The following is a 25,622-nucleotide window of genomic DNA, read 5'->3' as shown; positions in this document are numbered from 1 at the left end:
GCTCATCATTCATCCGAGGCGGAGCAAGCACCGCGCAACGGGTGAACCTGGACTCACGGTGGCGTGAGGAGCGTCGTCACACGCCGAACGTTGCTAGGCGCCGCAACAGATGTCAACGGCGTCCCGGGAGCGCCGCCTGCTCCGCGAGCCGCACCGTTCAACATCCCGCATGCCGGCCCGCGCGAACTACAGCTTCAGTCGCTCCTGGGCGTATTGCTCGAACGAGCGCGCCGCGTGGCCAGTCAGCACCTGGACGCTGTCCGTGGTGGCCGCGGTCCACTGTTCACGCACCGCGGCGCAGAGCGCGGCGAGCATCTCCGCGTACGGGACGTCGAAGCCGGCGTCGCACATGCGCTGGATGAAGGCGCCCTCCGAAATCGCGACGTATTCGAGCGGCCGGCCCGTCACGCGTGCCACGACGGCCGCGGCCTCGCTGAAGCTGAGCGCCTGGGGGCCGGTGAGCGTGAAGGCCTGCCCGTCGAACCGGTCCGTCGTGAGCGCCACGGCGGCGGCGTCCGCGATGTCACGCGCGTCGATGAAGCTCGTCTCACCGGCGCCCGCCGGGAGCATCAGTCGTCCAGCGCGGACGTCATGGCTCCACATGAGGTGGAAGTTGTCGGAGAACCAGTTGGGCCGGAGGATGACGTAGGGGAGGCCCGAGCGCTCCAACTGGAGCTCGACTTGTCGATAGGGGTCCGCCTCATTCGCCTCCACGCCCATGACGGACTGGAACACCACCTTCACGCCCCGCTCGGCCGCCGCGCGGATGACGGGCGTGAGGTATTCGATGACGCTCAGGTTGTCCGCGGGCATGAGGACATGGGCCGCGTTCATCCCCTCCAGCACGGCGCCGAGCTGGCCAGGCTGGGCGAAGTCGAAGCGCACGGCCTCTGCGCCGGGGAGCGCGGTGGCCTTTCGGGACAGCGCCCGGACGCGGTGCCCCTGCTTCACGAGGACATCTACCAGGAGCGAACCCACGGTGCCGGTCGCTCCAAAGACTGCGATGCGTTGAGGTGTCATGGTCGTCACGGTACGGCGGTGAGGCGCACGCCGGCAGTGACTGGCTCCCTGAATCAACTTTAAGCTGCGCTTCAACATGGATGACTTGAAGCGCATGGCGCTCTTCGCTGAGATTGCCCGCGCGGGCTCGCTGAGCGCGGCGGCTCGGCACCTCCGCGTCAGCACCTCCGCGGTGAGCCAGCAGCTCCGCATCCTGGAGGAGTCCTTCGGCGTCATCCTGGTGCGCCGCTCGAACCGCAAGCTGTCGCTCACGGATGCCGGCGCGCGGTTCGCCGCCCACTGCCGTGAGATGGTGGAGGTGGCGGAGCGCGCCCGTGAGCAACTCTCGCTCGCCAGGGACATGCCCGCGGGTGAGCTGCGCATCTCCCTGCCGCTCGGCCTGGCTCGCTATGTGGCGCCCGCGCTGGAGCCGCTGCTCGCCAGACACGCGTCCCTGAAGCTTCGCCTCGAAGCGGCTGATGGCCTGGTCGACCTCATCGATGAACGCATCGACCTGGCGCTTCGTGCGGGCCGGATGAAGGACTCCTCCTGGGTGGCGCAGCCGCTCTGTCACCTTCACCTGGGGCTGTGTGCCGCCCCGGGCTATCTGAAGAAGGCGGGGCGGCCACGCACGCTCGAGGACCTGCCCGGACACGAGTGGCTCGCGGCCGTGGCGGACGGCCGAACCCTGTCCTTCGACCTCCAGGGCCCTTCCGGAAGGAGCCATCCTGTCCAGGTGACGCCGCGGGTCTCCAGCAACAACCAGCTCACCCTCCACCAGATGTGCGCGGCGGGGCTGGGCATCACGCGCTGCATCCTGGCCGACGTGGAAGACGAGCTGCGACAGGGACGGCTCGAAGTGCTCTTGCCCGAATGGCGCCTCGCCCCCTTGCAGCTCTGGGCCGTCACGCCGCGGCGCTCGGGACAGCCGGCCAAGGTGCGACACGCCATCGACGCCATCCGCACGCACCTGCGGCAGCAGCCCGGCATCTCCGTCTGATTCGTGGCGCGAAGACGGCGCCTACCGGAGCGGCGGCTCGGGCTGCTTCGCGAACCACTGCTTCGCGTTCAGCAGGTGCAGGTCCTGGCCGCCCGGCTTGAACTCGATTCCGCCGGCGAGGGCGCCCAGGGTCGCCAGGAGCGCGCCCTTCAGCTCTCCCTGCGCGAGGTCCAGGTGGCCTCGCAGGGAGAAGCCCGCTCCGTCCGCCTTCAGCTCGCGCAGCTGGAGCCCGCTCTCGTCAATCTGCACCTGGCCCGTCACCGTGACGTCCCGGATGTTGAGCAGGGGCGTCAGGAAGCGCGGCAGATTCTTGGCGGACGTGAGCAGCGCGGCGACGGGCTGCGTGTCCGTGAGCTTGCTGGCGAAGCGCGCCGACAGCACCGTTGGAGACAGGGACAGCCGGGCCTGGGGCAGGGTGAAGACGCCGCTCCAGGCGCGGATGGGCACGGGGCCATTCGTGGACACGTTCGTCAGCCGGAGCGTCGTCCCCGTCAGGGACAGTGACTTCGAGTCCCACGACAGGCTCCTCGCGTCCACGTCCGCCTCGGCGCGCAGCAGGACCTTGACGTTCCCCATCCGCCCGGTGACGAGGTCGGAGTCCACGCTCAGCCGCAGCGAGTCCCGCGCCTTCGCGGACTTCGCCCGCTCCTGGCTCTGCACCGTCATGGAGCCGGAGTCGATTTCAATCGTCCGCGCCAGCCAGGGGTTGAGCATCCTCAAGTCCAACGGCCGGCTCCGGGCCACGCGGAGGTCTGGCTCCAGCTCCCAGTCCGACTGCTCCGCGCCGCGACGCGCGAGGACGGTGAGGGTGATTTCAGGGATCTCTGCCACCGTGCCTTCGGGACCGGACACCCGCACGGGCGCGAAGGTGAGCGTGGCTGTCCCTCGCCGCGTGTCCGGGCGCTCCGAAGTCAGTGAGGCCTTGAGGGCCCAGGGCGCCCGCGCCCGGATGGGGCCTGCCCGCACGTTCAACGTCTGGCCTTGGACGTCAATCCGGCTGTCCTCCGCCAGCGCGCCGTCTTTGAGGTGGAGGTCCAGGTCCACCTTGCCCGCGCCCCCTTTCAGGGAGACGGCGTTGTCGGACCCCAGGTGCGCGTTCAGCCAGTCCAGCGGGAGCAGCTCCAGCTGGCTCGTCACCTGCGCGCTGAGCGCCCGTGAGAGGTCCCAGCCCTTCTCGTCCGTGAAGGGCACCTCGAGCGCTGCCTTCGCCTCCAGCCGCTTGAACCGGGTGACGGGCTTCCGGTCCACCTCCATGGCGCCGGAGACCACGCGAATCGATGGCGTCTCGACGTGGACGCGCTCCCGGCCCTTGATGTCCAGCGAGCCCTGCACGTCCAGGTCCCCCACGAAGCGGACCCGGCCAAAGTCCAGCTCGCGGACCTCGTGGACCGTGACATCCGCCAGCTGGATGACCCACGGGCGGTAGTCCGGGCCCGGTGGGGGCTCCTTCTCGATGCCGAACGAAGGTTCAATCCGGAAGCGCGCGCCATGCCCGTCGATGTGCCGCACGTCCACGCGTTTGCGCAGCAGGGCGGTCAGCGACACGCTGGCTTCCACCGTGTCCAGGTTCACCTGCCACCACTGGTGCTGACTCTGCTGGGTCAGCGTGAAGTCGCGGAGGTGGAGCTGTCCGAAGGGCCAGAGCCACCAGGCGCGCTTCCAGGCGAGCTCGGTCCGGCTGGTGGACCGGCGCATGATGGCCTGGACGGCGCCCAGGTTGAGCGCCACGTTGAGTGAGATCTCCAGCACCAGGAGCGCGCCCAGCGTCCAGGCCGCGGCGCGCGGCCACCGTTTCCTGCGAGGGGCGGTGTCCTGGTCCTCTGGCGGCGGGAAGAGCGTCATGTCGCGGATACCCGGTGGGATGTCCAGCAGGAGCGGCGCGGGCCGCTCCCGGAAGGCGCGGGTGCTGTCTCCCGCCTCCCTCCGGATGCCTCAGCCGCAGCGCGCATACAAGACGGCAGCATACCAGCGAGTCCGATTCGCTCCCGGAGTGTCCGCGGGTGAGCCGATGCCAGAGGTCCAGACCCCAGGTACCGCAAGAAGTACCTGGGGCTCTGGAAGGTGCGCGCCCCTCGCGGGTAGCGCGGGACGGACTACGCCGGCCAGCGCTGGAGGCTGCCCTCCATGTACTTCGCCCGGCAGGCGCGCCGCTGGACCTTGCCACTGGACGTCTTGAGGACCTCGCCCTGCTGGAGCAGGACGACCTCATGCACGTCCACGGAGTGCGCGGCGGCCACGGCCTGCCGGATGCTCTTCTGGAGCGCGCTCGCGTCCAGGGCCTGTGCGCCATCGCCCTGTTCGGAGGGCGCGAAGCGGGCGCTGACCTCCACCAGCACCACCAGCCGCTCGCCCTCCGGATGGTCGACGGAGAACGCCACCGAGCAGCCAGGGCGGAGCGCCGGGTGCTGGCCCTCGGCCGTCAGCTCGAGGTCCTGCGGGTAGTGGTTCCGGCCATCGACGATGATGAGGTCCTTGATGCGGCCGGTGACATACAGCTCGCCGTCAATCATGAAGCCCAGGTCGCCGGTGCGGAGGAAGGGCCCTTCCTCGCTGCCCTGGATGCGCGCCTGGAAGGTCTCCGCGTTCGTCTCCTCGCGTCCCCAGTAGCCGTGGGTGACGTGGGGGCCCGCCGTCCAGATTTCGCCCACCTCACCCGGAGCGCACGCCACCAGCGTCTCCGGGTTCACGATGCGGATGAGGCTGTCACCCCAGCTCCGCCCGGAGCTGACGAGCGTCCGCGCGGACGGGCCTGGCTGGGTCAGCACGGCGCAATTCTGCTCGAGCGCGGCCGAATCCACGGTGAGGTGACGTGGCAGCTCGGCGCTGAGGCCTCCCGCAACGAAGAGCGTCGCCTCCGCGAGCCCATAGCAGGGATAGAGGGCCTCCCGGCGGAAGCCCGCGGGCGCGAAGGTGTCCGCGAAGTGCGCCAGCGTGTCGGCGCGCACGGGCTCCGCGCCATTGAAGGCGACGCGCCACGAGCTCAGGTCCAGCGAGGCGAGCTGCTCCGGTTTCACCTTCCGCGTGCAGAGCGCATAGCCGAAGTTGGGGCCGCCGGTCGTCGTCACGCGATACTTCGTGATGGCGGACAGCCAGCGGATGGGACGCTGGAGGAAGGACCAGGGCGACATCACGACGGAGTGCGTGCCCAGGTACATCGGCTGGAGCACGATGCCGATGAGCCCCATGTCGTGGTACAGCGGCAGCCAGCCGCACATGGTGTTTTGCTCGTCGTGGCTGAAGCCCTGACGAATCATCTCCTCGTTCGACATCAGGTTCCGGTGCAGCACCATCACGCCCTTGGGCGTCGACGTGGAGCCTGACGTGTACTGGAGGAAGGCCAGCGAGTCGCCGGTGATGGCGGGACGCTTCCAGCCATCCTCCAGCCCTTCCTCCAGCGCGTCCGTGGCAATCCAGCGGATCTCCTTCAGGACGGGGTAGGAATCGGCCAGCGCGTTCACGCTCTCCAGGATTTCGCGCGTGGTGAGCGCGAAGCGCGGCTTCGCGTCCTGGAGGATGGAGAGGATGCGGTTGACGGCCTGGAGCTGCACGGGCGGATAGGCGGGGACCGCGGCGACGCCCGCGTACAGGCTGCCAAAGAACGCCGCGATGTAGTCCAGCCCGGGGGGATACAGCAGCAGCGCGCGCTCGCCGGCGCCCTTGTGCTCCTGAAGCGCCGCGGCGATGGCGCGGGCCTGGCGATCCAACTCGCCATAGGTCCAGGTGGTCTCCTGGCCTTCGCCATCCTGGAGGTAGGTATAGGCGCGGGCCTCGTTTTGATTCGAGGCGCGCCAGCGCAACAGGTCGGTCAGGGTCTGCACGGAACGGCTGGGACTCGGCACGGCGGGGCTCCTTGGGAGAGTCGTGGGAAGTGGGGAGGCTTCAGGGGCTCACCGCGGGTTCGGCGGAAGGCGCCTCCAGCGGGGGCGCCTCCAGCTCGCGCAGTGGGCGGTAGAGCGTGGACAGCAGCGTCATGAGGATGGACAGCGCGCCCGCGATGAGGAACATCAAGGCGATGCCTCGGCCCGGGCCCTCTCCGACGAACGCACCCAGCAGGGGGACGAGCCTTCCCCCCGGGGCCATGGCGGGTTCAAAGACGTGGTCCGCCAGCGGTCCGGCGAGGGTGTACGCCAGCGGCAACATGGCGCCGGTGATGGTGCTGGTGAAGGCGAAGACCCGGCCGCGCAGCGCCAGGGGCACGATGCGCTGGAGCAGGGCCTGGCTGGAGCCATTGATGATGGGCAGGCCGAAGAAGAACGCGAAGGCGACACCGGCCAGGACGGGGACGGCGGTGGCCAGCCCGACGCTGATGAGCGCGAGGCCACAGGTGAGCTGGAACCCGAGCACGCCATGCACCAGCCGCTTGGGTCCACCCCAGGCGCTGATGACCAGACTGCCCACCAGCATGCCAACGCCACCCGCCGTGGTGAGCGCGCCCAGCGTCCGCACGTCCGCGAAGGACAGGACCAGCGGCGTGACGAGCACTTCGACCGTGCCCGTCAGGAAGTTGCTGGCCGCGAGGAAGCCAATGAGCGCCAGCAGTCCCGGCGTGGCGCGCAGGTAGGCGCCGCCGGCCCGGATGGCCTCCAGCAGCGACGGCCGCTCCTCGCCGGACGGAGACACGAGGTGTTCCCGGGGGATGCGCGCCAGGAGCAGGGGCAGCGTGCCGAGCACCAGCGTCGCCGCGTCGATGAGCAGGATGCCCTTGAGCTCGATGAGCTCCAGCAACGTGGCGCTCAACAGGGGCGCCACCAACTGGGAGAACGCGAGCCCGATCTGCACCAGCCCGTTGGCCCGACCCAGGTGCCGTGGCGGCACCACCGTGGAGACGAGTACGGCGAAGGCTGGCTGCTGGAACGCGCTGGCCACCGACACCACGGCGGTCGTGACGTAGGCATGCCAGGGCTGCAGCAGCCCGTTGAACAGCAGCAGCGCCAGCACGAAGCTCGACAGGCCCGCGGCCGTGTCGCTGAGCACCATCACCCAGCGGCGGTTCCAGCGGTCCACCAGCGCGCCAGCCACGGGCCCGAGCAGGATGGCGGGCAGCGTCGCGGAGAGCATGACCAGCGCGTACTGCGTCACGTCGCCCGTCGTCTTGTACGTCCAGACGCCGAGCGCGAAGCTCGTCAGCCCCGAGCCCAGCAGCGACAGGACCTGTCCCAGCCAGATGGAGACGGCGGTCTTCATGGGGAAGGCCGGTGCCGCCGTCATCGAAGGCCTCCGGCGCGGAAGAGGCCCTGGCGCACGTGCTCCGCCAGCACCTGGACGTGAGGCGCGGCCAGCATCGTCATGTGGTCTCCCGGAACCGTCACGGGCGTGACGGCCGCGGAGGCGTGGTGGCCCCAGCCCCAGCTCGGGTCGTCCGTGAAGGACTCGGGGACGATGCCGTCTTCCTCGTGCCGCTCCTGGGCCCGGAAGAGGGCGACGGGGACGGGGAGCGTGTCCCGGGGGACGTAGTCAATCGCGTACGCGGCCTTGTAGACCTCGATGAAGCCCTGGACCTGCTGGCTGTCCGCGCCGTCGGGGAGGAGGCCCGCCTGGACCAGCCTGCGCGTCAGGTGCTCGCGGCGCGCTTCGGCGGACAGCGGCCGGAGTGTCTCGGCGGAGATGCCCAGGTCCACGCCATAGAGGCGGCCCGCCGTGCTCGCGACGGAGGCCATCCAGTCCGCGTCGTCGAATGGGGGCGCCTCGCTCGGCGGTGCCTCGTTCACCGGGACGGTGGTGTTGAGGATGCCCAGGAAGGCAATCGACTCGCCCTGCTTCCGGAGCTGCTGCGCCATCTCGAAGGCGACCCAGCTTCCGAAGGAGTGGCCCAGCAGGTGGTAGGGCCCCTGAGGCTGTACCTGCTTGAGCGCCTCGACGTAGCACGCGGCCATCTCCTCGACGGAGCGGTGCGGCTCCGCGCGTCCATCCAGCCCGCGGGCCTGGAAGGCATGCACCGGCAGGGTGGGGCCCAGCGCCTGCGCCAGCTCGCGGAGGTAGACGGCGTTGCCACCGGCACCCGGGACGCAGAACAGGGCGGGGCGGCTTGCTCCCGGCTGGAGCGTCACCAGCGGCGACCACGGGGCGGGCGCCGCCTCTTCGTGAAGCGCCTTGGCGAGCTGCTCCAGCGCGGGGTTCTGGAAGAGGACCGACAGTGGAAGGGCTCGGCCGAACTGCTCGCGGATGCGCACCATCAGCCGGACGGCCAGCAATGAATGGCCGCCCTGGTCGAAGAAGTTGTCGTGCACGCCGATGGGGCGCACCGCCAGCAGCTCCTCCCAGATGGCCGCGAGCCGGGTCTCCACCTCGTCGCGTGGGGCGACGAAGCCGTCCTGCGCGTCGCGGCGGACGCTCTCCGGCGCGGGCAGGGCCTTGCGGTCCACCTTGCCGTTGGGCGTCAGGGGGAAGGCGGCCAGGATGACGAAGGCCGCGGGCACCATGTACGGCGGCAGGTGCTTCTTGAGGTGCTGCCGCAAGTCCTCGGCCGTGGCCACGTCCGGCGCCGTGAGCGTGAGGTAGGCGACGAGCTGCTTGTTGCCCGCGTCCTCGTGGACGAGCAGCTCCACGGCCTGGACCGCCGAGTGCTCCAGCAGCTTCGCCTTGATTTCATCCAGCTCGATGCGGTGGCCGCGAATCTTCACCTGCGTGTCGTTGCGGCCGATGAATGCGAGGGTGCCGTCCTCCGTGTAGCGGGCCAGGTCACCCGTGCGGTACAGGCGCGCGCCCGGTGTGGCGCTGAAGGGACTGGGCACGAAGCGCTCGGCGGTCAGGTGCGCCTGGCCCCAGTAGCCACGCGCGAGCCCGTCGCCGCCCACGAAGAGTTCCCCTGGAATGCCGATGGGCACCGGCTGCATCGCGCTGTCCAGCAGGTACATCCGCGAGTTGGCGAAGGGCCGGCCAATGGGGACGATCTGCTCGCTGGGCGTGGGCTCCGGCTGCTCGAAGTACGTGCTGTCGATGGTGGCTTCGCTCAGGCCGTAGGAGCTCACCAGCCGCGTGTCCGGGCCGCACAGGCCGCGGAGCTGGTGGTACTCGCGCATGTCCCAGGTGTCCGAGCCGACGATGAGCAGGTGCATGAAGTCCAGCCGGAGCTTGTGCTCCTGGAGGTGCCCCATCAGCAGGCGGGCGACGGCGGGGACGAACTCGCCGCTGTCCACCTGCTCGCGCTGCATCAAGCCGTAGAGCTTCTCGGGCTCGAGCAGCCATTCACGCGGGCAGAGGACCAGCGTCTTCCCTGAGCCGAGCGCCCGGGCGAGGTCGCCGGAGAACACGTCGAAGGAGAAGCTCGCCATCTGGAGGTGGGCGCGCAGCTCGGGCAGCCGATAGTCGCGCTCCCAGGCGAGGTAGGCGTTGGCGAAGCTCCGGTGCGAAATCATCACGCCCTTGGGGCGGCCCGTGGAGCCTGACGTGTAGACGACGTAGGCGAGGTGCTCAGGGCTCGCGCCGCCCTCGGGCGTCGTCGTGGGCCTCGCGGCGATGGCGCCCGCGTCCGTGTCGATGTCCACCACGGGCGGCAGCGCCGCGGACAGGAGGGACGCCAGTCCCTGGCGGGTGACGAGCACCGCCGGCCGGCTGTCCGCGAGCATCAGCGCCGTGCGCTCTGGGGGATAGGACGGATCCAACGGCACGTAGGCGCCGCCCGCCTTGAGCACGGCGAGCACCGCGACCACCATGTCCACGGAGCGGTCCAGGAAGACGCCGGTGATTCGCTCGGGCCCCACGCCCACGGAGCGCAGGTGGTGCGCCAGTTGGTTGGCCTTCGCGTTGAGCTGCGCGTAGGTGAGCCGGCGCTCGGAGTCCGTGACGGCGGTGGCGTCGGGCGTGCGCGCCGCGTGTGCCTCGATGAGGTGATGGAGGCAGGTGCCCGGGGGCACGTCGAGCCGGGCCTGGTTCCAGTCGCGCAGGATGCGCTGACGCTCCTTCGCCGGAAGCACCGGCAGTTCGACGAGCCGCTGCGCCGGGTTCGTGGCGATGCCCGCGAGCAGCGTCTGGAAGTGGGCGACCATTCGCTCGACGGTGGAGGCGTCGAAGAGGTCCCGGTTGTACTCCCAGATGCCTTGCAGGCCACCGGCCTCCTCGGAGAACCACAGCGTCAGGTCGAACTGCGCGAAGGCTTCACCGGAGACGCTGAAGGACTCCATCCGCAGCGCGCCCAGCTCGGCGGGCGGCGTGGGGGTGTTCTGGAGGACCAGCATCACCTGGAAGAAGGGGGAGTGGCTGGTGTCTCGCGACGGCGCCAGCTCCTCCAGCAGCTTCTCGAAGGGGATGTCCTGGTGCCCGTAGGCGCCCAGCGTCACGTCCACCACGCGCCGCAGCAGCTCCCGGAAGGTGGGATTGCCTTCGAGCCCCGTGCGCATGACGAGCGTGTTGAGGAAGAAGCCGATGAGCGGCTCCACCTCCGTCCGGTTCCGGTTCGCGATGTACGTGCCGACGCTGATGCGCGGCTCGCGCGTGTAGCGGTGGAGCAGCGTCTGGAGCGCCGCCAGCAGCACCATGTAGAGCGACGCCTTCTCCTGCGTCCCCAGCGTCTTCAGTTGTTGGGCCACCGCCGGGTCCACCTGGAAGCTCCGCTTGCCGCCCGCGTAGGTGCGCACGCGCGGGCGCGGCCTGTCGGTGGGCAGCTTGAGCGCGCTGTCGCTCCCTTCGAGCTGCCGGCGCCAGTAGTCGAGCTGCGACGCCAGCACGTCGCCCTGCATCCATTGCTGCTGCCACGCCGCGAAGTCCGCGTACTGGAGCGGCAGCTCCGGCAGCGGTGACGGCTTGTCCTGGGAGAAGGCGGCATAGAGCGCTGTCAGCTCCTGGACGAAGATGCCGGTGGACCAGCCGTCCGACACGATGTGGTGCACGACGAGCAGGAGGACGTGGTCCTCCTCGCCCATGCGGACCAGCCTCGCGTGGAGCAGCGGCCCCGCCGCGAGGTCGAAAGACGTCCCCGCGAGCTGGAGCGCCAGCTCCTCGCACAGGGGCTCCCGCTGGGGGCCTGGCAGGTAGCTCAGGTCCAGCACGCCCAGCGTCAGCGTCAGCTCCGGGAGGATGCGCTGCTGGGGCTCGCCGTCCTTCGCGACGAAGGTCGTGCGCAGCACCTCATGGCGCCGGATGACCTCGTTCAGCGCCCGCTCCAGGGAGGGGACGTGGAGCGGCCCGGTGAGGCGCACGAACTCCGGGATGTTGTAGGCGGGCGTGCCGGGCTCGAACTGGTCCAGGAACCAGAGCCGGCGCTGCGGGAAGGAGAGCGGCAGCGGCTGCTCGCGCGAGGCGCGAGGGATTCCAGGCGTGCGCGCCTCCTCCATCGGCGCGGCGACCACGTTCTGCTGTCGCAGCTTCCTGAGCACCGCCTCGCGCTTCTCCGGGGAGAGGCCCGCGAGCTTCTTGAGCAGCTCACTCATTCGTCCCCTCCAGGAGCTGCTCCAGGTCCGCGTCCGACAGGTCGCCGACGTCCTCCATGGCCGAGGCCAGCATGGCCTCATCCACGCCCTCCAACTGCGCGAGCACCACCTGCTCCGCCAGCCCCGCGATGGTGGGGTGCTCGAAGAGGGCGCGCAGCGGCAGCGTCACCTGGAACATCGCGTTGGTGCGCGAGATGATTTGCGTGGCCAGCAGCGAGTGCCCGCCCACGTCGAAGAAGTCGTCCGTGACGCCCAGCGACGCCTGGCCCAGCACGTCCTTCCAGAGCGTGAGCAGGCTCGACTCCGTCTCCGAGCGGGGCTCGACCAGCCGCTGCTCGCCCGTGCGCTGCGCCGCGTCCGGCGCCGGGAAGGCCTTGCGGTCCACCTTGCCATTGGGGCTGAGGGGGATGGCCTCCAGGCGCACGAAGACGGCCGGCACCATGTAGTCGGGCAGCCGCTCCCGCAGGTGGTCGCGGAGCACCGCCGTGTCGCTGATGTCCGAGCCCACCACGTAGGCGACGAGCCGGCGGGGCGTCCCCGGGTCCTCGCGCAGCAGCACCACCGCGCCCTGCACGGCCGGGTGCTTGCCGAGCGCGGACTCGATTTCACCCAGCTCCACGCGGAAGCCGCGCAGCTTCACCTGCGTGTCCGCCCGGCCGAGGAACTCCAGGTCGCCCCCCGGCAGGTACCGCGCCCGGTCTCCGGTGCGGTAGAGCCGCGCGCCGGGCTCGGTGGCGAACGGGTCGGGGACGAAGCGCTCCGCGGTCAGGTCGGCGCGGTGGCAGTAGCCTCGCGCCACGCCCTCGCCGCCGATGAAGAGCTCGCCCGCGATGCCGGCGGGAACCGGCTGCTGATGCGTGTCCAGCACGTAGAGGCGGTTGTTGGCGAAGGGACGGCCAATGGGGACCAGCTGCGTGTCGCTCAGGCCCAGGTCGCTGCTCTCGAACCACGTGCTGTCGATGGTCGCCTCGCTGACGCCATACGAGTTGATGAGCCGCGTGTCGTCGCCGATGACGGCCTGGAGCCGGTGGTACTCGTTCACGTACCAGGCGTCGGAGCCGGCCACGAGGACGCGCATGAAGTCCAGCGTCTGGCCCGTCTCCTCCAGGTGCTGGAGCAGCCCGCGCAGCACGGCGGGGACGAACTCGGCGCAGTCCACGGCCTGCTCCTTCATCAGGGCGAGCAGGCGGGGCGGTTCGAGCAGCCACTCCCGCGGGCAGAGCACCAGCTTGCCGCCCGAGCACAGCGCGCGGGACAGGTCGCCCGCGAACACGTCGAAGGAGAAGCTGGCCATCTGCAGGTGGCCGCGGCAGTGCTCCCGCAGCCCGTAGCTCCGCTCCCAGCCGAGGTACGCGTTGGTCCAGCTCCGGTGCGAAATCATCACGCCCTTGGGCGTGCCCGTGGAGCCGGAGGTGAAGACGACGTACGCCAGGCTGTCCAGCGAGGTGAGGCGCGTTGGCGCCTGCGTGGGCAGCGCGGCGCGTGCTGGCGCCTCCGTGTCCAGCAGGTAGAGGGACCCGGAGGGGTTGGCGAAGGTCTCCACCAGGGACTGCTGGGTGAGCAGCAGGGAGAGCCGGGCCTCGGAGGCCATGCGGGCCAGCCGCTCGGCCGGGTAGGTGGGGTCGAGCGGGACGTAGGCGCCGCCCGCCTTGAGGATGCCCAGCAGCGCCACCAGCAGCTCCGGCGTTCGCTCCAGGCACACGCCCACCAGCACCTCGGGGCCCACGCCCCGGGCGCGCAGGTGGTGCGCGAGCTGGTTCGCCTTCTCGTCGAGCTGCCCGTACGTGAGGGAGCCCGCCTCCGGCGCGACCACTGCGACGGCGTCCGGCGTCCGCTGGGCCTGCGCCTCGAAGAGCTGGTGAAGGCAGGCGCCCAGCCCGGGGACGTGCGTGTCGTTCCAGTCGACCAGCACCTGGCGACGCGCCTCCCGCGTGAGCAGCGACAGCTCCCACAGGTGCTTGTCCTCCGCGTCGAGGATGCCCACCAGGACCGTCTGGAGCTGCTCCAGCAGCCGCTCCATGGCCTCCACGCCGAGGCGCGGGGACTCGAAGTCCAGGTTCAGCATCAGCTCCTTGTCCGCGTGGGCGGAGAGCGTCAGCGGGTAGTTGGTGCGCTCCTGGGCGGTGACGTCGCGCACCTCCAGCGCGCCCGCGCCCTGCCGCACCGAGTCCTCCACGGGGTAGTTCTCGAAGACGACGAGGCTCTCGAAGAGCGGGGTGCCACGCGGCACGGGGCTCCAGCCCTGGACCTTCACCAGGGGCGCGTACTCGAACGGAGCCCGCTCCACCTGCCACGCCTGGAGCGCCTTCAGCCAGTCCACCACCTTGCTCTGGGCCGGCAGCGACACGCGGGCCGGCAGCGTGTTGATGAACAGGCCCACCATCTGCTCCACGCCTGGCAGCTCCGGCGGACGGCCCGCGACGGTGACGCCGAAGACGACGTCGTCCTGTCCCGCGTGACGCCCGAGCACCAGGGCCCAGGCCGCCTGCACCAGCGTGCTGAGCGTCACCTGGTGCCGCCGCGAGAAGGCGCGGAGCTGCTCCGTCACCTCGGCGGGCAGGTGGACCTTGCGCTCGCCCATGACCTGCGGCGCGGTGCGCGCCTGGCCTCCCGTCTCACCAGGCAGGGGCGTGGGCTCACCGAAGCCGCGCAGGGCCTGCTTCCACCAGGACTCCGCCTGCGACATCTCCCGGCCCTGGAGCCAGGCGATGTAGTCGCGGAACACTGGCGGCTGCTCCAGGCGCACCGGCTGCTGACGGAGCTGCGCGTCGTAGAGGGCCAGCATCTCGTTGAGGACGCGGCCCACGCTCCAGCCGTCGAGCAGCAGGTGGTGGAAGCTCCACACCACGCGCCACGTCCGAACGCCCAGGCGCAGGACGCCCACGCGCATCAGCGGCGCCCGCTTCAAGTTGAAGCCTCGTGCCCGGTCCGCGTCCATCCAGGCCGACAGCCGGGTCTGCTGCTCTGGCTCGGACAGGTGGCTCCAGTCCTGCTCCTCCCAAGGCAGCACGGCCTTGCGGTTCACGAGCTGGAGCGGCGCTTCCAGCTCCTCACCCACGAAGCAGGTGCGGAGGATGGGGTAGCGCGCCATCACCTGCTGCCAGGCCTCGCGCAGCGCCCCGCGGTTCAGGTCCGCGCCCAACGTCCACGCCGCGCGCTCGAAGTACATCCCCGAGTCCGGGTCGAGCATGGCGTGGAAGAGCATGCCCTGCTGCATGGGCGACAGCGGGTAGAGGTCCTCCATCTCCGGGTGCGACTGCATCAGGCCGTTCAGCGTGGCCTGCGTCACCTTCGCCAGCGGGAAGTCCACCGGGGAGAACCGCGCCGCGTCCTCGCCGCGCCGCTGGTCCACCAGGGCCCGGAGCGCGTGGACGTAGCCCTGCGCCAGGGCGCCCACCGTGGTGCGCTGGTGCAGCGCCTCGCTGTAGGTGAAGGACACCTCCAGCTTGCCGCCAAAGACGTGGGCATTCACCTCCAGCACCTGCCGCCGCTGGCCGAGCGCCCCCTGCTGCGCGCCGAAGGGCTCGTCCGCGGGCGCCAGCAGCGACGAGGTGGGCAGCGCCGAGTCGAGCTGGCCCAGGTAGTTGAAGGCCACCGCCGCTTCCGGTTGCGCACGGAGCCGGGCGCCCCGTTCGTCCTGACGCAGGTAGCGCACGAGGCCGTAGCCCAGGCCCTTGCGCGGCACCTGCCGCAGCGAATCCCGCACCGCGCGGAGCTCGTCACCCAGGCTGCCATCCCGCGGCAGCTCCAACGTCACCGGGTAGGCGCTGGTGAACCAGCCCACGGTGCGGCTCAGGTCCACGCCGTCGAACAGGTCCTCGCGGCCGTGGCCTTCCAACTGGACGCGCAGCCTGCGCTGTCCCGTCCAGGTGGAGAGGGCCTGCGCGAGCGCCGTCAGCAGCACCTCGTCGATGCGGGCACGCCAGGCTGTCGGCACCTCCTGAAGCAGGAGCCGGGTCTCCTCGGCCTCCAACGCCACCGTCAGCGTGCGCGCGGACGCCAGGGTGTTGTCGCCGTCCGCGGTGTCCACGGGCAGCGGCGCCGTGTCTTCACCCTGGCTCAGCCAGTAGTCGGCCTCGTGCTCCAGCTCCGCGCTGGCCGCGAAGGACTCCAAGCGGCGAGCCCAGGCCTGGAAGGACGTCGTCTTCGGAGGCAGCGCCACCGGCTGCCCCTGGCTGAGCTGCTGGCACGCCGTCTCCAGGTCCATGAGCAGGACGCGCCAGGACACGGCGTCCACCGCGAGGTGGTGGATGCCGAGCAGCAGCCGGTCGCCACGCTGGGGCCCCAGGTGGAAGCGCACGGCCGCCACCAGCGGCGCCTCCTCCAGCCGGAAGCCCGCCTGGGCGCGCAGGCCCACCTCCTCCAAGGCGGCGCGCTGCGCGGCCTCATCCAGTCCGGACAGGTCCACCTCGCGCAGCGTCACGGTGCTGTCGAGCCCCAGGCTCTCCTGACGCCAGCCGTCGGCGGTCCGCTCGAAGCGCAGGCGGAGCGCGTCGTGGTGCGCGACCAGGGCCCGCAGCGCGTCCTGGAGCACGGACGCGGCGACGGGCTGACGCAGGCCCAGCAGCAGCGACTGGTTGTAGTGATGGAGGTGCGGGAGCCGCCACTCGAAGAACCAGTGCTGGATGGGTGTGAGCGGGACGGCGCCCGTCACCGGTCCCTGCTCGCTCTCCACGACCTGGGCCTGACCCACGTGCGGGGCCAGGGCGGCGATGGTCTGGTACTGGAAGAACTGACGCGGGCTGATGTGCAGCCCGGCCTCCAGCGCCCGCGCGATGACCTGGATGCTGACGATGGAGTCGCCACCCAGCTCGAAGAAGTTGTCGTGGATGCTGACGCGCTCGCGGGACAGCACCTTTGCCCAGATGTCCGCCAGCGTCTGCTCCACCGGGTCGCGGGGCGCGACGTGGACGTGCTCGGGCTTCACCTGCTCCTGCGCCAGCGAGGGCAGGGCCTTGCGGTCCACCTTGCCGCTGGACGTCAGCGGCATGGCCTTCAGCATGACGAAGGCGGACGGCACCATGTACTCGGGCAGGCGCGACGTCAGGGCCCGGCGCAGGGCGTCCTGTTCGGGCGGCTGCTCCACGTCGTCGGCGACGACGTAGGCCACCAACTGCTTGCGGCCCGGGGTCTCCTCCCGCACCAGCACCGCGGCGTCCTGTACCTCCGGGTGCTCGGCCAGCGCCGCTTCGATTTCGCCCAGCTCGATGCGGAAGCCGCGCAGCTTCACCTGGTGGTCCAGGCGGCCCAGGAACTCCAGCCGTCCTTCGGCCAGCCAGCGCACCCGGTCTCCCGTCCGGTACAGCCGTCCTCCGGGCTCCACCGCGAACGGGTCCGGAACGAAGCGCTCGGCGCTCAGGTCCGGCCGGCCCAGGTAGCCGCGCGCGACGCCCACGCCGCCGATGAACAGCTCACCCGGCACACCTACGGGCACCGGCTGCAGCTGGCCATCCAGCACGTAGAGCCGGACGTTGGCCCACGCGCGGCCAATGCCCAGCCGGTCGGGGTCCACCGCCTCGTCCACCGACGCGCAGATGGTCGCCTCGGTGGGGCCGTAGGCGTTGATGAAGCGGCAGGACTTCAGCCACCGGCGCGCCAGCTCCGGCGAGCAGGCCTCGCCCGCGGAGACGACGGACTCCAGCTTCGGCAACGTCTCCGGCTCCAACTGCGCCAGCACCGACGGCGTCAGCGTGACGCCCGTGATTTCCTGCGCGGCCAGCAGGCCCTGGAGCGGCGCACCTGGCATGATGGCGTCCCGGGGCGCGAGGCAGAGCTGCGCGCCCGCGAGCAGCGTGGAGAACACCTCGCACACCGACGCGTCGAAGCCGAAGGCGGCGAACTGCAGCACGCGGCTCTTCTCGTGGACGCGGTGGGCCTGGATGGCGGCCAGCGCCGTGTTGCACAGGCCCCGGTGGGGCAGCAGCGTGCCCTTGGGCCGCCCCGTCGAGCCCGACGTGAAGATGATGTACGCGAGGTTGTCCTCGGACATCTCCACCGCGGGCGACGTTCGCGGCTGGCTGGCGATGAGCGGCCAGTCCGTGTCCAGGCAGACCAGCAACCCGAGCGCGGGGAGCTCATCCGCCAGGTGCTCCTGCGTGACGAGCACCGGGATGGCCGCGTCGCGCATCATCAGCGTCAGCCGCTCCATCGGATAGGACGGGTCCAGCGGCAGCCACGCGCCCCCGGCCTTGAGGATGCCGAGGATGCCCACCACCAGCTCCAGCGAGCGGTCCACGCACAGGCCCACGCGGACCTCGGGCCCCACGCCGGACGCCTTCAGGTGCCAGGCGAGCTGGTTCGCCCGCGCGTCCAGCTCGCGGTAGGTGAGCTGCTGTCCCTCGAAGGACACCGCCACCGCGTCGGGCGTCCGCGCCGCCTGCTGCTCGAAGAGGTGATGCGCGCAGACGCCCGGGCTTCGGGGCGTGGCGGTGTCGTTCCACGCCAGCAGCGACTGCTGACGCTCCGGCTGGGACAGCAGCGGGAGGCGGGAGATGCGCTCGTCCGGCACGGCCAGGGCGCCCAGGAGCAGCTCACGCAGGTTGCCCATCATCCGGTCGATGGTGGCCGCGTCGAACAGGTCGGTGCTGTACTCGCACAGGCACTCCAGGCCCTGCTCGGTCTCGGTGGCCACCCACGTCATGTCGAACTTGGCGGCGCCGGTGGTGCTCGTCTCCTCGCGCAGCGTCAGCCCTTCCAGGTGGAGGTCGGAGGACGGGGCGTTCTGGAGGATGAGCTTCACCTGGAACAGCGGCGAGTAGCTGAGGTCGCGCTCCGGGTTGAGCGCCTTCACCAGCTCCTCGAAGGGGAGGTCCTGGTGGGCGTAGGCATCCAGCGCCACCCGCCGCGTCTGCGCCAGCAGGGCGCGGAAGCTGGGGTCACCGCTCAGGTCGCCCCGCATGACGAGCTGGTTGATGAAGAAGCCGATGAGCCCTTCGGTGCCGGAGCGGTTGCGGTTGGCGATGTCCGTGCCGACGACGATGTCCGTCTCGCCGGTGTAGCGGTGCATCAGCGTCTGGAAGGCCGCCATCACCGCCATGAACGGGGTGACGCTCTCCTTCCGGCAGAGCGCCTGCAACGCCTTGGCCGCCTCCACGGGCAGCAGCACGCCCCGGTGCGTGGCGCCGCGGAAGCTCTGCACCGGAGGCCGTGGACGGTCCGTGGGGAGGTCCAGATGGGGCGGAGCCCCGGTGAGCCGCTGCTTCCAGTAGTCGAGCTGCCGCTCCAGCACGGGGCCGGACAGCCACTCTCGCTGCCAGCGCGCGTAGTCCGCGTACTGGACGGGCAGGGCGGCCAGCGGCGGCGGCTGGCCCGCGGACAGGGCGCCGTAGAGCTCGGCGACCTCGCGGACCAGCACGGACAGCGACCAGCCGTCGGCGATGATGTGGTGCAGGGTCAGCAGCAGCAGGTGTTCCTGGTCATCCAGTTGGATGAGCCCCATCCGGCAGAGCGGGCCACGCGTCAGGTCGAAGGGACGGCGCGCCTCTTCGTCGGACAGGCGGCGCGCTTCGACTTCACGGCGCTCGGGCGGCAGGCCGCGCAGGTCGGCGGTCTCCACCTTCGGCGCCGCGGGCGGGTGGATGACCTGGACAGGCGTCTGGCCGTTCATCCGGAACGTCGTGCGCAGCGACTCGTGGCGGCGGATGAGCGCCTCCAGGCAGCGCTGCACGGTGTCTGGATTCAGCGCGCCCGTCAGCCGGATGACTGCGGGCATGTTGTAGAAAGGGCTGTCCGGCTCCATCTGGTACAGGAACCAGAGGCGCTGCTGCGCGAAGGACAGGGGCAGCTCGTCATCGCGGGAGTAGGGCACCAGCGGCGGGGGCGGTGCTTCCCCAGCCTGCTGGGCCTGGAGCACCTGGACGCGCTCCGACAGCGTGGCGATGGTGGGCGCCTCGAAGAGCGCCGCGATGGGCAGCTCCACGCCGAAGGCCTCGCGAATCCGCGACACCACGCGCGTGGCCAGCAGCGAGTGGCCACCCAGGTCGAAGAAGTGGTCGTGGATGCCCGGCCGGTACGTGCGCAGCACGTCCGACCAGATGCTGGCCATCAGCTCCTCGGTGCCGTTTCGCGGCGCCGCGCGGGACTCCGTGGCCAGCAGGCCGTCGGGGACGGGGAGGGCCTTGCGGTCCACCTTGCCGTTGGCCGTGAGTGGCAGGGACTCCAGCGCGACCAGGGCGGCGGGCACCATGTGCTCGGGCAGCCGCTGCTGGAGGAAGGCGCGCAGGCCCGCCGTATCCGCCGCCGTACCAGCGTGCGGGACGACGTAGGCGGCCAGCCGCTGGTCCCCGGGGACATCCTCGCGCACGATGACGACCGCGTCCCGCACGGGCGCGTGCTGGCGGACGGTGGCTTCGATTTCGCCCAGCTCGATGCGGTAGCCGCGCAGCTTCACCTGCCCGTCGTAGCGGCCCAGGAACTCCAGCGTGCCGTCCGGCAGGAAGCGGGCCTGGTCGCCCGTGCGGTAGAGGCGCTGTCCCGACTTCTGGCCGAACGGGTCCGGCACGAAGCGCTCGGCCGTGAGGGCAGGGCGGCCCAGGTAGCCGCGCGCCACGCCAGTTCCGCCGATGTAGAGCTCGCCCGAGACACCCACGGGCACCGGCTGCATGCGCGCGTCCAGCACGTAGAGGGCCGTGTTGGCGATGGGCCGGCCGATGGGGACGACGCCATCGGGCAGCTCGCCCGCGCTGACGTCGTGGATGGAGCAGCCGACCACCGTCTCCGTGGGGCCGTACTCGTTGATGAGCCGGACCTGGGGCGCGTGCTTCCGCCAGAAGGCCACGGTGGTGGGCGGCAGGGCCTCGCCACCCACGACGAAGGTGCCCGTCAGCTTCGACAGGGCCTCTGGCGCCAGCAGCCCGGACAGCACCTGGAGGTGGGCCGGCGTGAGCTTGACCAGGTCATGCCCCCGCGGCTGCTGAAGCGCGAGCGCGAGTGCTTCCACCTCGCGTCCCGAAGGCACCAGGTGGACCGTCGCTCCGGCGAGCAGCGGCGTGAGGAGGCTGGTGATGGTCGCGTCGAACGCGATGGACGTGTGGACCAGCGAGCCCTGGCCCGGCTTCACCGCGTAGGCGTCCTGGGCCCACGTCAGGTAGTTGAGCAGGCCGCGCTGCGTGAGCAGCGTGCCCTTGGGCAGGCCCGTGGAGCCCGAGGTGTAGATGACGTAGGCCAGCGAGTCGCCGGAGGCGGTCGCGGCCGGTGCACCCGAGGGCAACGTCGCCAGCCGGGCCGCTTCCTGCTCCACCAGGAGCCGGGGCACGCTGGAGGCCGCGAAGGTGGCTTCATGCGCCTGCGTGGTGAGCAGCACCACGGCGCGCGAGTCGGACAGCATGTACGCCAGCCGCTCGGCGGGATAGCTCGGGTCCAACGGCAGGTAGGCCGCGCCGGCCTTGAGCGTGGCCAGCAAGCTGGTGGCCAGCTCGATGGAGCGGTCCAGTCCCAGCGCCACCACGCGCTCCGGGCCCGCGCCCATCGCCAGCAACTGATGCGCGAGCTGATTGGCGCGCATGTCCAGCTCGGCATACGTCATCGTCCGCTCGCCATCGACCACCGCGAGCGCGTCCGGCGTGGCGGCGGCGCGAGCCTCGAAGAGCGCCTGGAACGTGGGCTCCACGGGCAGCGCGGCGGCGGTGTCGTTCCACTCCACCAGCATCCGGCGCTGCACGTCGGCGGGCAGCGGGCTGGAGGTGTGGTGCGGAGCCTCGGACTCGAAGGCCAGCGCGTGGAGGACTCGCGCGAAGCACGCGCCAATCTGCTCCACCTGGGCGTGCTCCAGCTCGACGGCGTTGTAATCCAGCTCCAGCGTGAGCTCCTGCGTGTGGGGCTCGGTCTGGAAGTGGACGGCGAGGGTGACGTTGGTGCCCTCGGAGCGGATGGTGCTCAGCGCCTCCAGCTCCGCGAGCGTGCCCGCGATGTCGTGGAGGACGTGGAAGTGCATGTAGTTGAACATGACTTCGTAGAGCGTCTCGCGGCCCCACTGCCGCTGAATCTCCGCCATGGGGTAGCGGCGGTACGGGTAGAGCCCTCGCTCCGCGTCGAAGGCGGCGCGGACCAGTGAGAGCCAACTGCCCGGGGCCAGCTTCAGGCGGAAGGGCACGGTATTGAGGAAGATGCCGCGCAGCTTCGAGCCGTCGCCTTCCTCGGGGCGGCTGTTGACGCCCGTGCCGGTGATGACGTCCTCCTGGCCGCTCAGCACGCTCATCACCTTGAGGTGGGATGCGAGCAGGATGCTCTTGAAGGGCACGCCCGCGCTGCGCGTCAGGGCGTTCAGGCCCTCTCCCACCTCGGGAGAGATGGGCACCTTCACCGTGGCGATGCGCGGCTCACCCTCCGCCAGCGGACGACGCCAGCGCGGCACGCGCATGACCTGCCCGTCCTGCAGCAGCTCGCGCCAGTAGCGCGGGTGGTCCTCGGACGCGAGGGCCTGCCGCTCCATGGCCACGAAGTCGCGGTAGGTGATGCTCAGCGGCTCGAAGCGCGGCGGCTCCTGGTGGTTCACCAGCGCGTAGTAGTGGTTGAACATCTCCACCAGCGTGGAGTGGAGGCTCCAGCCGTCGATGATGGCGTGGCACTCCGTGAGCGTGAACTGGAAGTCCCGTTCCCCACGGATGTGCACGAAGAAGCGCAGCAGCGGAGGGCACGCGAGGTCGAAGTGTCGCTGCTTCTCGTCCTCCAGCAGCTTGCGGACCTCGGCGTCCTGCGCCTCGGTGGACAGGTGGCGGACGTCGGTGACCTCGACGGAGAGGTGGGCCTCGCGGTGCACCAACTGCAACGGCTCGCTGTACGACGCCATGTCGAACGCCGTGCGCAGCACGGGCTGACGTGCCGTCACCACCTGTACGGCCTCCACGAAGCGCGCGGCGTCGAACGGTGCCTTCAGGCGCAGATGGAAGCTGTCGGTGTTGTGGTAGATGTTCGAGGTGGGCGCCAGCTCCATGTGGAAGAGCATGCCGGCCTGGATGCGGGCCAGCGGGTAGGCGTCCTCCACGCTCGCGGGCACCTTCGCCCGGTCCTCAGCGGAGATGAGGCTGAAGGGCTCGGTGCGCGGGAAGACCTCACGCGCCGGCTCCGCCTTCCCCGCGGCCTCCGCCAGCTCCGCCACCGTCTGGTGCTGGAAGAGCTGCTGCAATGAGAAGCGGATGTCCTGCTTCTGCGCCAGCGTGAGCACCTGGATGCTCAGGATGGAGTCGCCGCCCAGCGCGAAGAAGTTGTCGTGGATGCCCACGCGGGGGACTTCCAGCACCTGGGCCCAGATGGCGCACAGGGCCTCCTCCACCTTCGTCCGGGGCGCGACGTACTGGCCAGCCAGGTCCGCGCGCGCGCCGTCGGGCTCCGGCAGGGCCTTGCGGTCCACCTTGCCGTTCGCGGTGAGCGGGAAGCGCTCCATCATCACGAAGGCGCTGGGGACCATGTAGTCCGGCAGCTTGCCGAGCAGGTGCTGGCGCAGTTCGTTGACGCTGGGCGGAGGCAGCTCGGCCGACGCGACGTAGGCCACCAGGGACTTGTTCCCGGGCGAGCTCTCGCGCACGAGCACCAGCGCCTCGCGCACCGCCGGGTGCAGGCTGAGCACCGTCTGGATTTCGCCCAGCTCGATGCGGAAGCCGCGAATCTTCACCTGGTGGTCGATGCGGCCCAGGTACTCGAGCTGCCCGTCCGCGGTGAAGCGCGCCAGGTCGCCCGTGCGGTAGAGCCGGGCACCGGGCTCGCGGCTGAACGGGTGGGGGACGAAGCGCTCCGCCGTGAGCTGCGGCCGGCCCAGGTAGCCACGGGCGAGGCCCGCGCCACCGACGAAGATTTCACCCGCTACGCCAATGGGCGCTGGCTCCAGCCGCGCGTCCAGCACGTAGAGCTGGAGGTCGGGAATCGCGACGCCGATGGGGCTCTGCTGCGTGCGCTCCGCCTCGGCGGCGTCCATGGGACGGTAGGTGACGTGCACCGTCGTCTCGGTGATGCCGTACATGTTGATGAGCCGAGGCTGGGCGTCCCCGTGCTTGCGGAACCAGGGCACCAGGGTGGCCGGCTCCAGGGCCTCGCCGCCGAAGACGACGTAGCGCAGCGACAGGGGCGGCGCCTCCGCGCCCAGGCGCTCCTCGGCCTGGATGAGCTGGCGGAAGGCCGCGGGCGTCTGGTTCAGCACCGTGACGCGCTCATCGCTCAGCAGCCGGAAGAAGGCCTCCGGCGAGCGCGAAACGAGATACGGCACCACCACCACCCGGCCGCCGTGGAGCAGGGCGCCCCAGAGCTCCCAGACGGAGAAGTCGAACGCGTACGAGTGGAACAGCGTCCACGCGTCGTGCTCGTTGAAGTGGAACCAGTGCTCCGTCGCCTCGAACAGGCGCATCACGTTGCCGTGCGGGAGCAGGGAGCCCTTCGGCAGGCCGGTGGAGCCCGAGGTGTAGATGACGTACGCGAGCTGCTCCCGCGTCGTCGCGAGTCCAGGGGCGTGGGCAGGCTGCCGCGCGAGCTCCTCGGCGGCCTCATCCAGGATGAGCAGCGCCGCGCCCTCGGCGGGCAGCCGCTCGATGAGGGGCCGCTGCGTCACCACCAGCGCCATCCGGCTGTCCGCCACCATGAAGGCCAGACGGTCCGCGGGATAGGTCGGGTCGAGCGGCACGTAGGCGGCGCCCGCCTTCAGGATGCCGAGGATGCCCACCACCGTGGCCAGGGAGCGCTCTACGCACAGGCCCACCAGGCCCTCGGGCTGGACGCCGCGCGAAATCAGCGCATGGGCCAACTGGTTGGCCCGCCGGTCCAGCTCCGCGTAGGTGAGGCGCTCTCCGTCGGCGACCACCGCGATGGCGTCGGGGCGCTGGCGCACCTGGGCCTCGAAGCGGCCGTGCAGCGTGTCCGAGCCCGGGAAGGACTTCAGCGCGGGCCAGACATCGAGGAGCTGATGCCGCTCGGGCGACGTGAGCAGCGGCAGCGCGTCCAGGCGCAGCTCCGCGTTGGCCGCGACTCCCGCGAGCAGCGTCTGGAAGTGCCCCCCGAAGCGCTCCAGGGTCGCGCGGTCGAAGAGGTCGCTGTTGTACTCGACGAAGCCCCGCAGGCCGTCCGCGGTCTCCTGGAGGTCCAGCGTCACGTCGAACTTCGACGTCCCCGGTTGCAGGTCCAGTGGCTGGATGGTGACGCCGGGCAGGGCCAGCGCCTGGCCCGCCATGCCCTGGAAGTTGAACGCGGCCTGGAACAGCGGCGTGTAGGCCAGGTTGCGGGCGGGCTGCACCGCCTCGACCAGCTTCTCGAACGGAATGTCCTGGTGCGCATACGCGCCCAGCGTCGCCTCCCGCACGCGCTGGAGCAGCTCGCGGAAGGACGGGTTGCCGGACAGGTCCGCGCGCAGCACCAGCGTGTTGACGAAGAAGCCGATGAGGCCCTCCGTCTGGACCCGGTTGCGGCTGTTCTGCGGCGCGCCGACCAGGATGTCCGTCTGGTGCGTGTAGCGCGACAGCAAGGCCTGGAACGCGGCCAGCACCGTCATGAAGAGGGTGGCGTTCTCACGCTGCCCCACCTGCTGGAGCGCCTTCACCAGCGGCGTTGGCAGGTGCAGGGGCAGGGCGTCTCCGCGCTGCGTCTGGATGGCCGGGCGTGGACGGTCCGTGGGGAGCTGCAACACGGGGGCGCCCGCGAGCTGCTGCTTCCAGTACGCCACGTGCGCGTCGAGCGCGCCCTCCGTCGCCATCCACTCGCGCTGCCACTCGGCGAAGTCCGCGTACTGGATGGGCAGCTCGGGCAGCTCCGGCTCGCGCTGGGTGATGAACGCGCAGTAGAGCTGCGTCATCTCGTGGATGAGGATGCCCAGCGACGCACCGTCCGAGATGATGTGGTGCATCGTCAGCACCAGGACATGGTCGGTGTCCGCCAGCCGCAGCAGCCGCGTGCGCAGCAGTGGGCCCTTCATCAAGTCGAAGGGCTGGCGAATCTCCTCGGTGGCCAGCCGCCGTGCTTCCGCCTCCCGCCCGGCTGGGGGCAGTGATGACAGGTCGGTGACGGCGAAGGACGCGGTGCCTTCGGGCGCGACGACCTGGACCGGCTGGCCCTCCTCCTGCGCGAAGGTGGTGCGGAGCGATTCGTGCCGTTCCACCAGGACGTCGAAGGCGCGCTGGAGCGCGGCCGTGTCGAGCGTGCCGCCCAGCCGGACCGCGCCAGCGATGTGGTAGCTCGGGTTCTCCGGCTGCATCAGGTGGAGGAACCACAGCCGCTGCTGTGCGAAGGAGACAGGGAAGACGAAGGATTCAGCGGTCATGTATGAGTGAGAACCGACTGGCGAA

At 70.6% G+C, this 25,622-nt stretch carries 7 protein-coding genes; 1 reads left to right on the top strand and 6 read right to left on the bottom strand.

Annotated features, from left to right (window positions below; all coding sequences use genetic code 11):
- Positions 1-186: 186 nt before the first annotated feature.
- The gene (locus KGD87_RS11335) at positions 187-1,020 is read right to left on the bottom strand and encodes an NmrA family NAD(P)-binding protein (protein WP_284667473.1); all 834 of its coding nucleotides are present in this window, start codon (positions 1,018-1,020) and stop codon (positions 187-189) included.
- Between the two features lie 76 nt (positions 1,021-1,096).
- Here KGD87_RS11335 and KGD87_RS11330 point away from each other — a divergent pair, with 76 nt between their 5' ends.
- The gene (locus KGD87_RS11330; RefSeq protein ID WP_284667472.1) at positions 1,097-1,999 is read left to right on the top strand and encodes a LysR family transcriptional regulator; all 903 of its coding nucleotides are present in this window, start codon (positions 1,097-1,099) and stop codon (positions 1,997-1,999) included.
- Positions 2,000-2,020: 21 nt separating this feature from the next.
- On the opposite strand, the gene KGD87_RS11325 is transcribed toward KGD87_RS11330, so the two are convergent.
- The 5 genes from KGD87_RS11325 to KGD87_RS11305 form a co-directional block, all read right to left on the bottom strand.
- Positions 2,021-3,841 (bottom strand): AsmA family protein, encoded by a 1,821-nt coding sequence (locus KGD87_RS11325; RefSeq protein WP_284667471.1) that lies wholly within the window; start codon positions 3,839-3,841, stop codon positions 2,021-2,023.
- A gap of 251 nt (positions 3,842-4,092) precedes the next feature.
- A complete protein-coding gene (locus KGD87_RS11320) occupies positions 4,093-5,838 on the bottom strand; it encodes a fatty acyl-AMP ligase (RefSeq protein ID WP_502888019.1) in 1,746 nt (581 codons plus the stop codon).
- Between the two features lie 40 nt (positions 5,839-5,878).
- A complete protein-coding gene (locus tag KGD87_RS11315; protein WP_284667469.1) occupies positions 5,879-7,207 on the bottom strand; it encodes an MFS transporter in 1,329 nt (442 codons plus the stop codon).
- A complete protein-coding gene (locus tag KGD87_RS11310) occupies positions 7,204-11,364 on the bottom strand; it encodes a non-ribosomal peptide synthetase (RefSeq protein WP_284667468.1) in 4,161 nt (1,386 codons plus the stop codon). The genes KGD87_RS11315 and KGD87_RS11310 overlap by 4 nt, the downstream gene beginning before the upstream one ends.
- Positions 11,357-25,597 (bottom strand): non-ribosomal peptide synthetase, encoded by a 14,241-nt coding sequence (locus KGD87_RS11305; protein WP_284667467.1) that lies wholly within the window; start codon positions 25,595-25,597, stop codon positions 11,357-11,359. The genes KGD87_RS11310 and KGD87_RS11305 overlap by 8 nt, the downstream gene beginning before the upstream one ends.
- Positions 25,598-25,622: the final 25 nt, after the last annotated feature.

The sequence above is a fragment of the Myxococcus sp. SDU36 genome (assembly GCF_030168875.1).
In the GTDB taxonomy this organism is placed as follows: domain Bacteria; phylum Myxococcota; class Myxococcia; order Myxococcales; family Myxococcaceae; genus Myxococcus; species Myxococcus vastator.
The sequence above is the reverse complement of the archived record's forward strand: the minus strand, read 5'-3'. Positions and strand labels throughout refer to the sequence as shown.

Coding starts and splice junctions, on each gene's coding strand:
- KGD87_RS11315 (WP_284667469.1), bottom strand. CDS start 7,207: ATGACGGCGGCACCGGCCTTCCCCATGAAGACCGCCGTCTCCATCTGG.
- KGD87_RS11335 (WP_284667473.1), bottom strand. CDS start 1,020: ATGACACCTCAACGCATCGCAGTCTTTGGAGCGACCGGCACCGTGGGT.
- KGD87_RS11310 (WP_284667468.1), bottom strand. CDS start 11,364: ATGAGTGAGCTGCTCAAGAAGCTCGCGGGCCTCTCCCCGGAGAAGCGC.
- KGD87_RS11325 (WP_284667471.1), bottom strand. CDS start 3,841: ATGACGCTCTTCCCGCCGCCAGAGGACCAGGACACCGCCCCTCGCAGG.
- KGD87_RS11305 (WP_284667467.1), bottom strand. CDS start 25,597: ATGACCGCTGAATCCTTCGTCTTCCCTGTCTCCTTCGCACAGCAGCGG.
- KGD87_RS11330 (WP_284667472.1), top strand. CDS start 1,097: ATGGATGACTTGAAGCGCATGGCGCTCTTCGCTGAGATTGCCCGCGCG.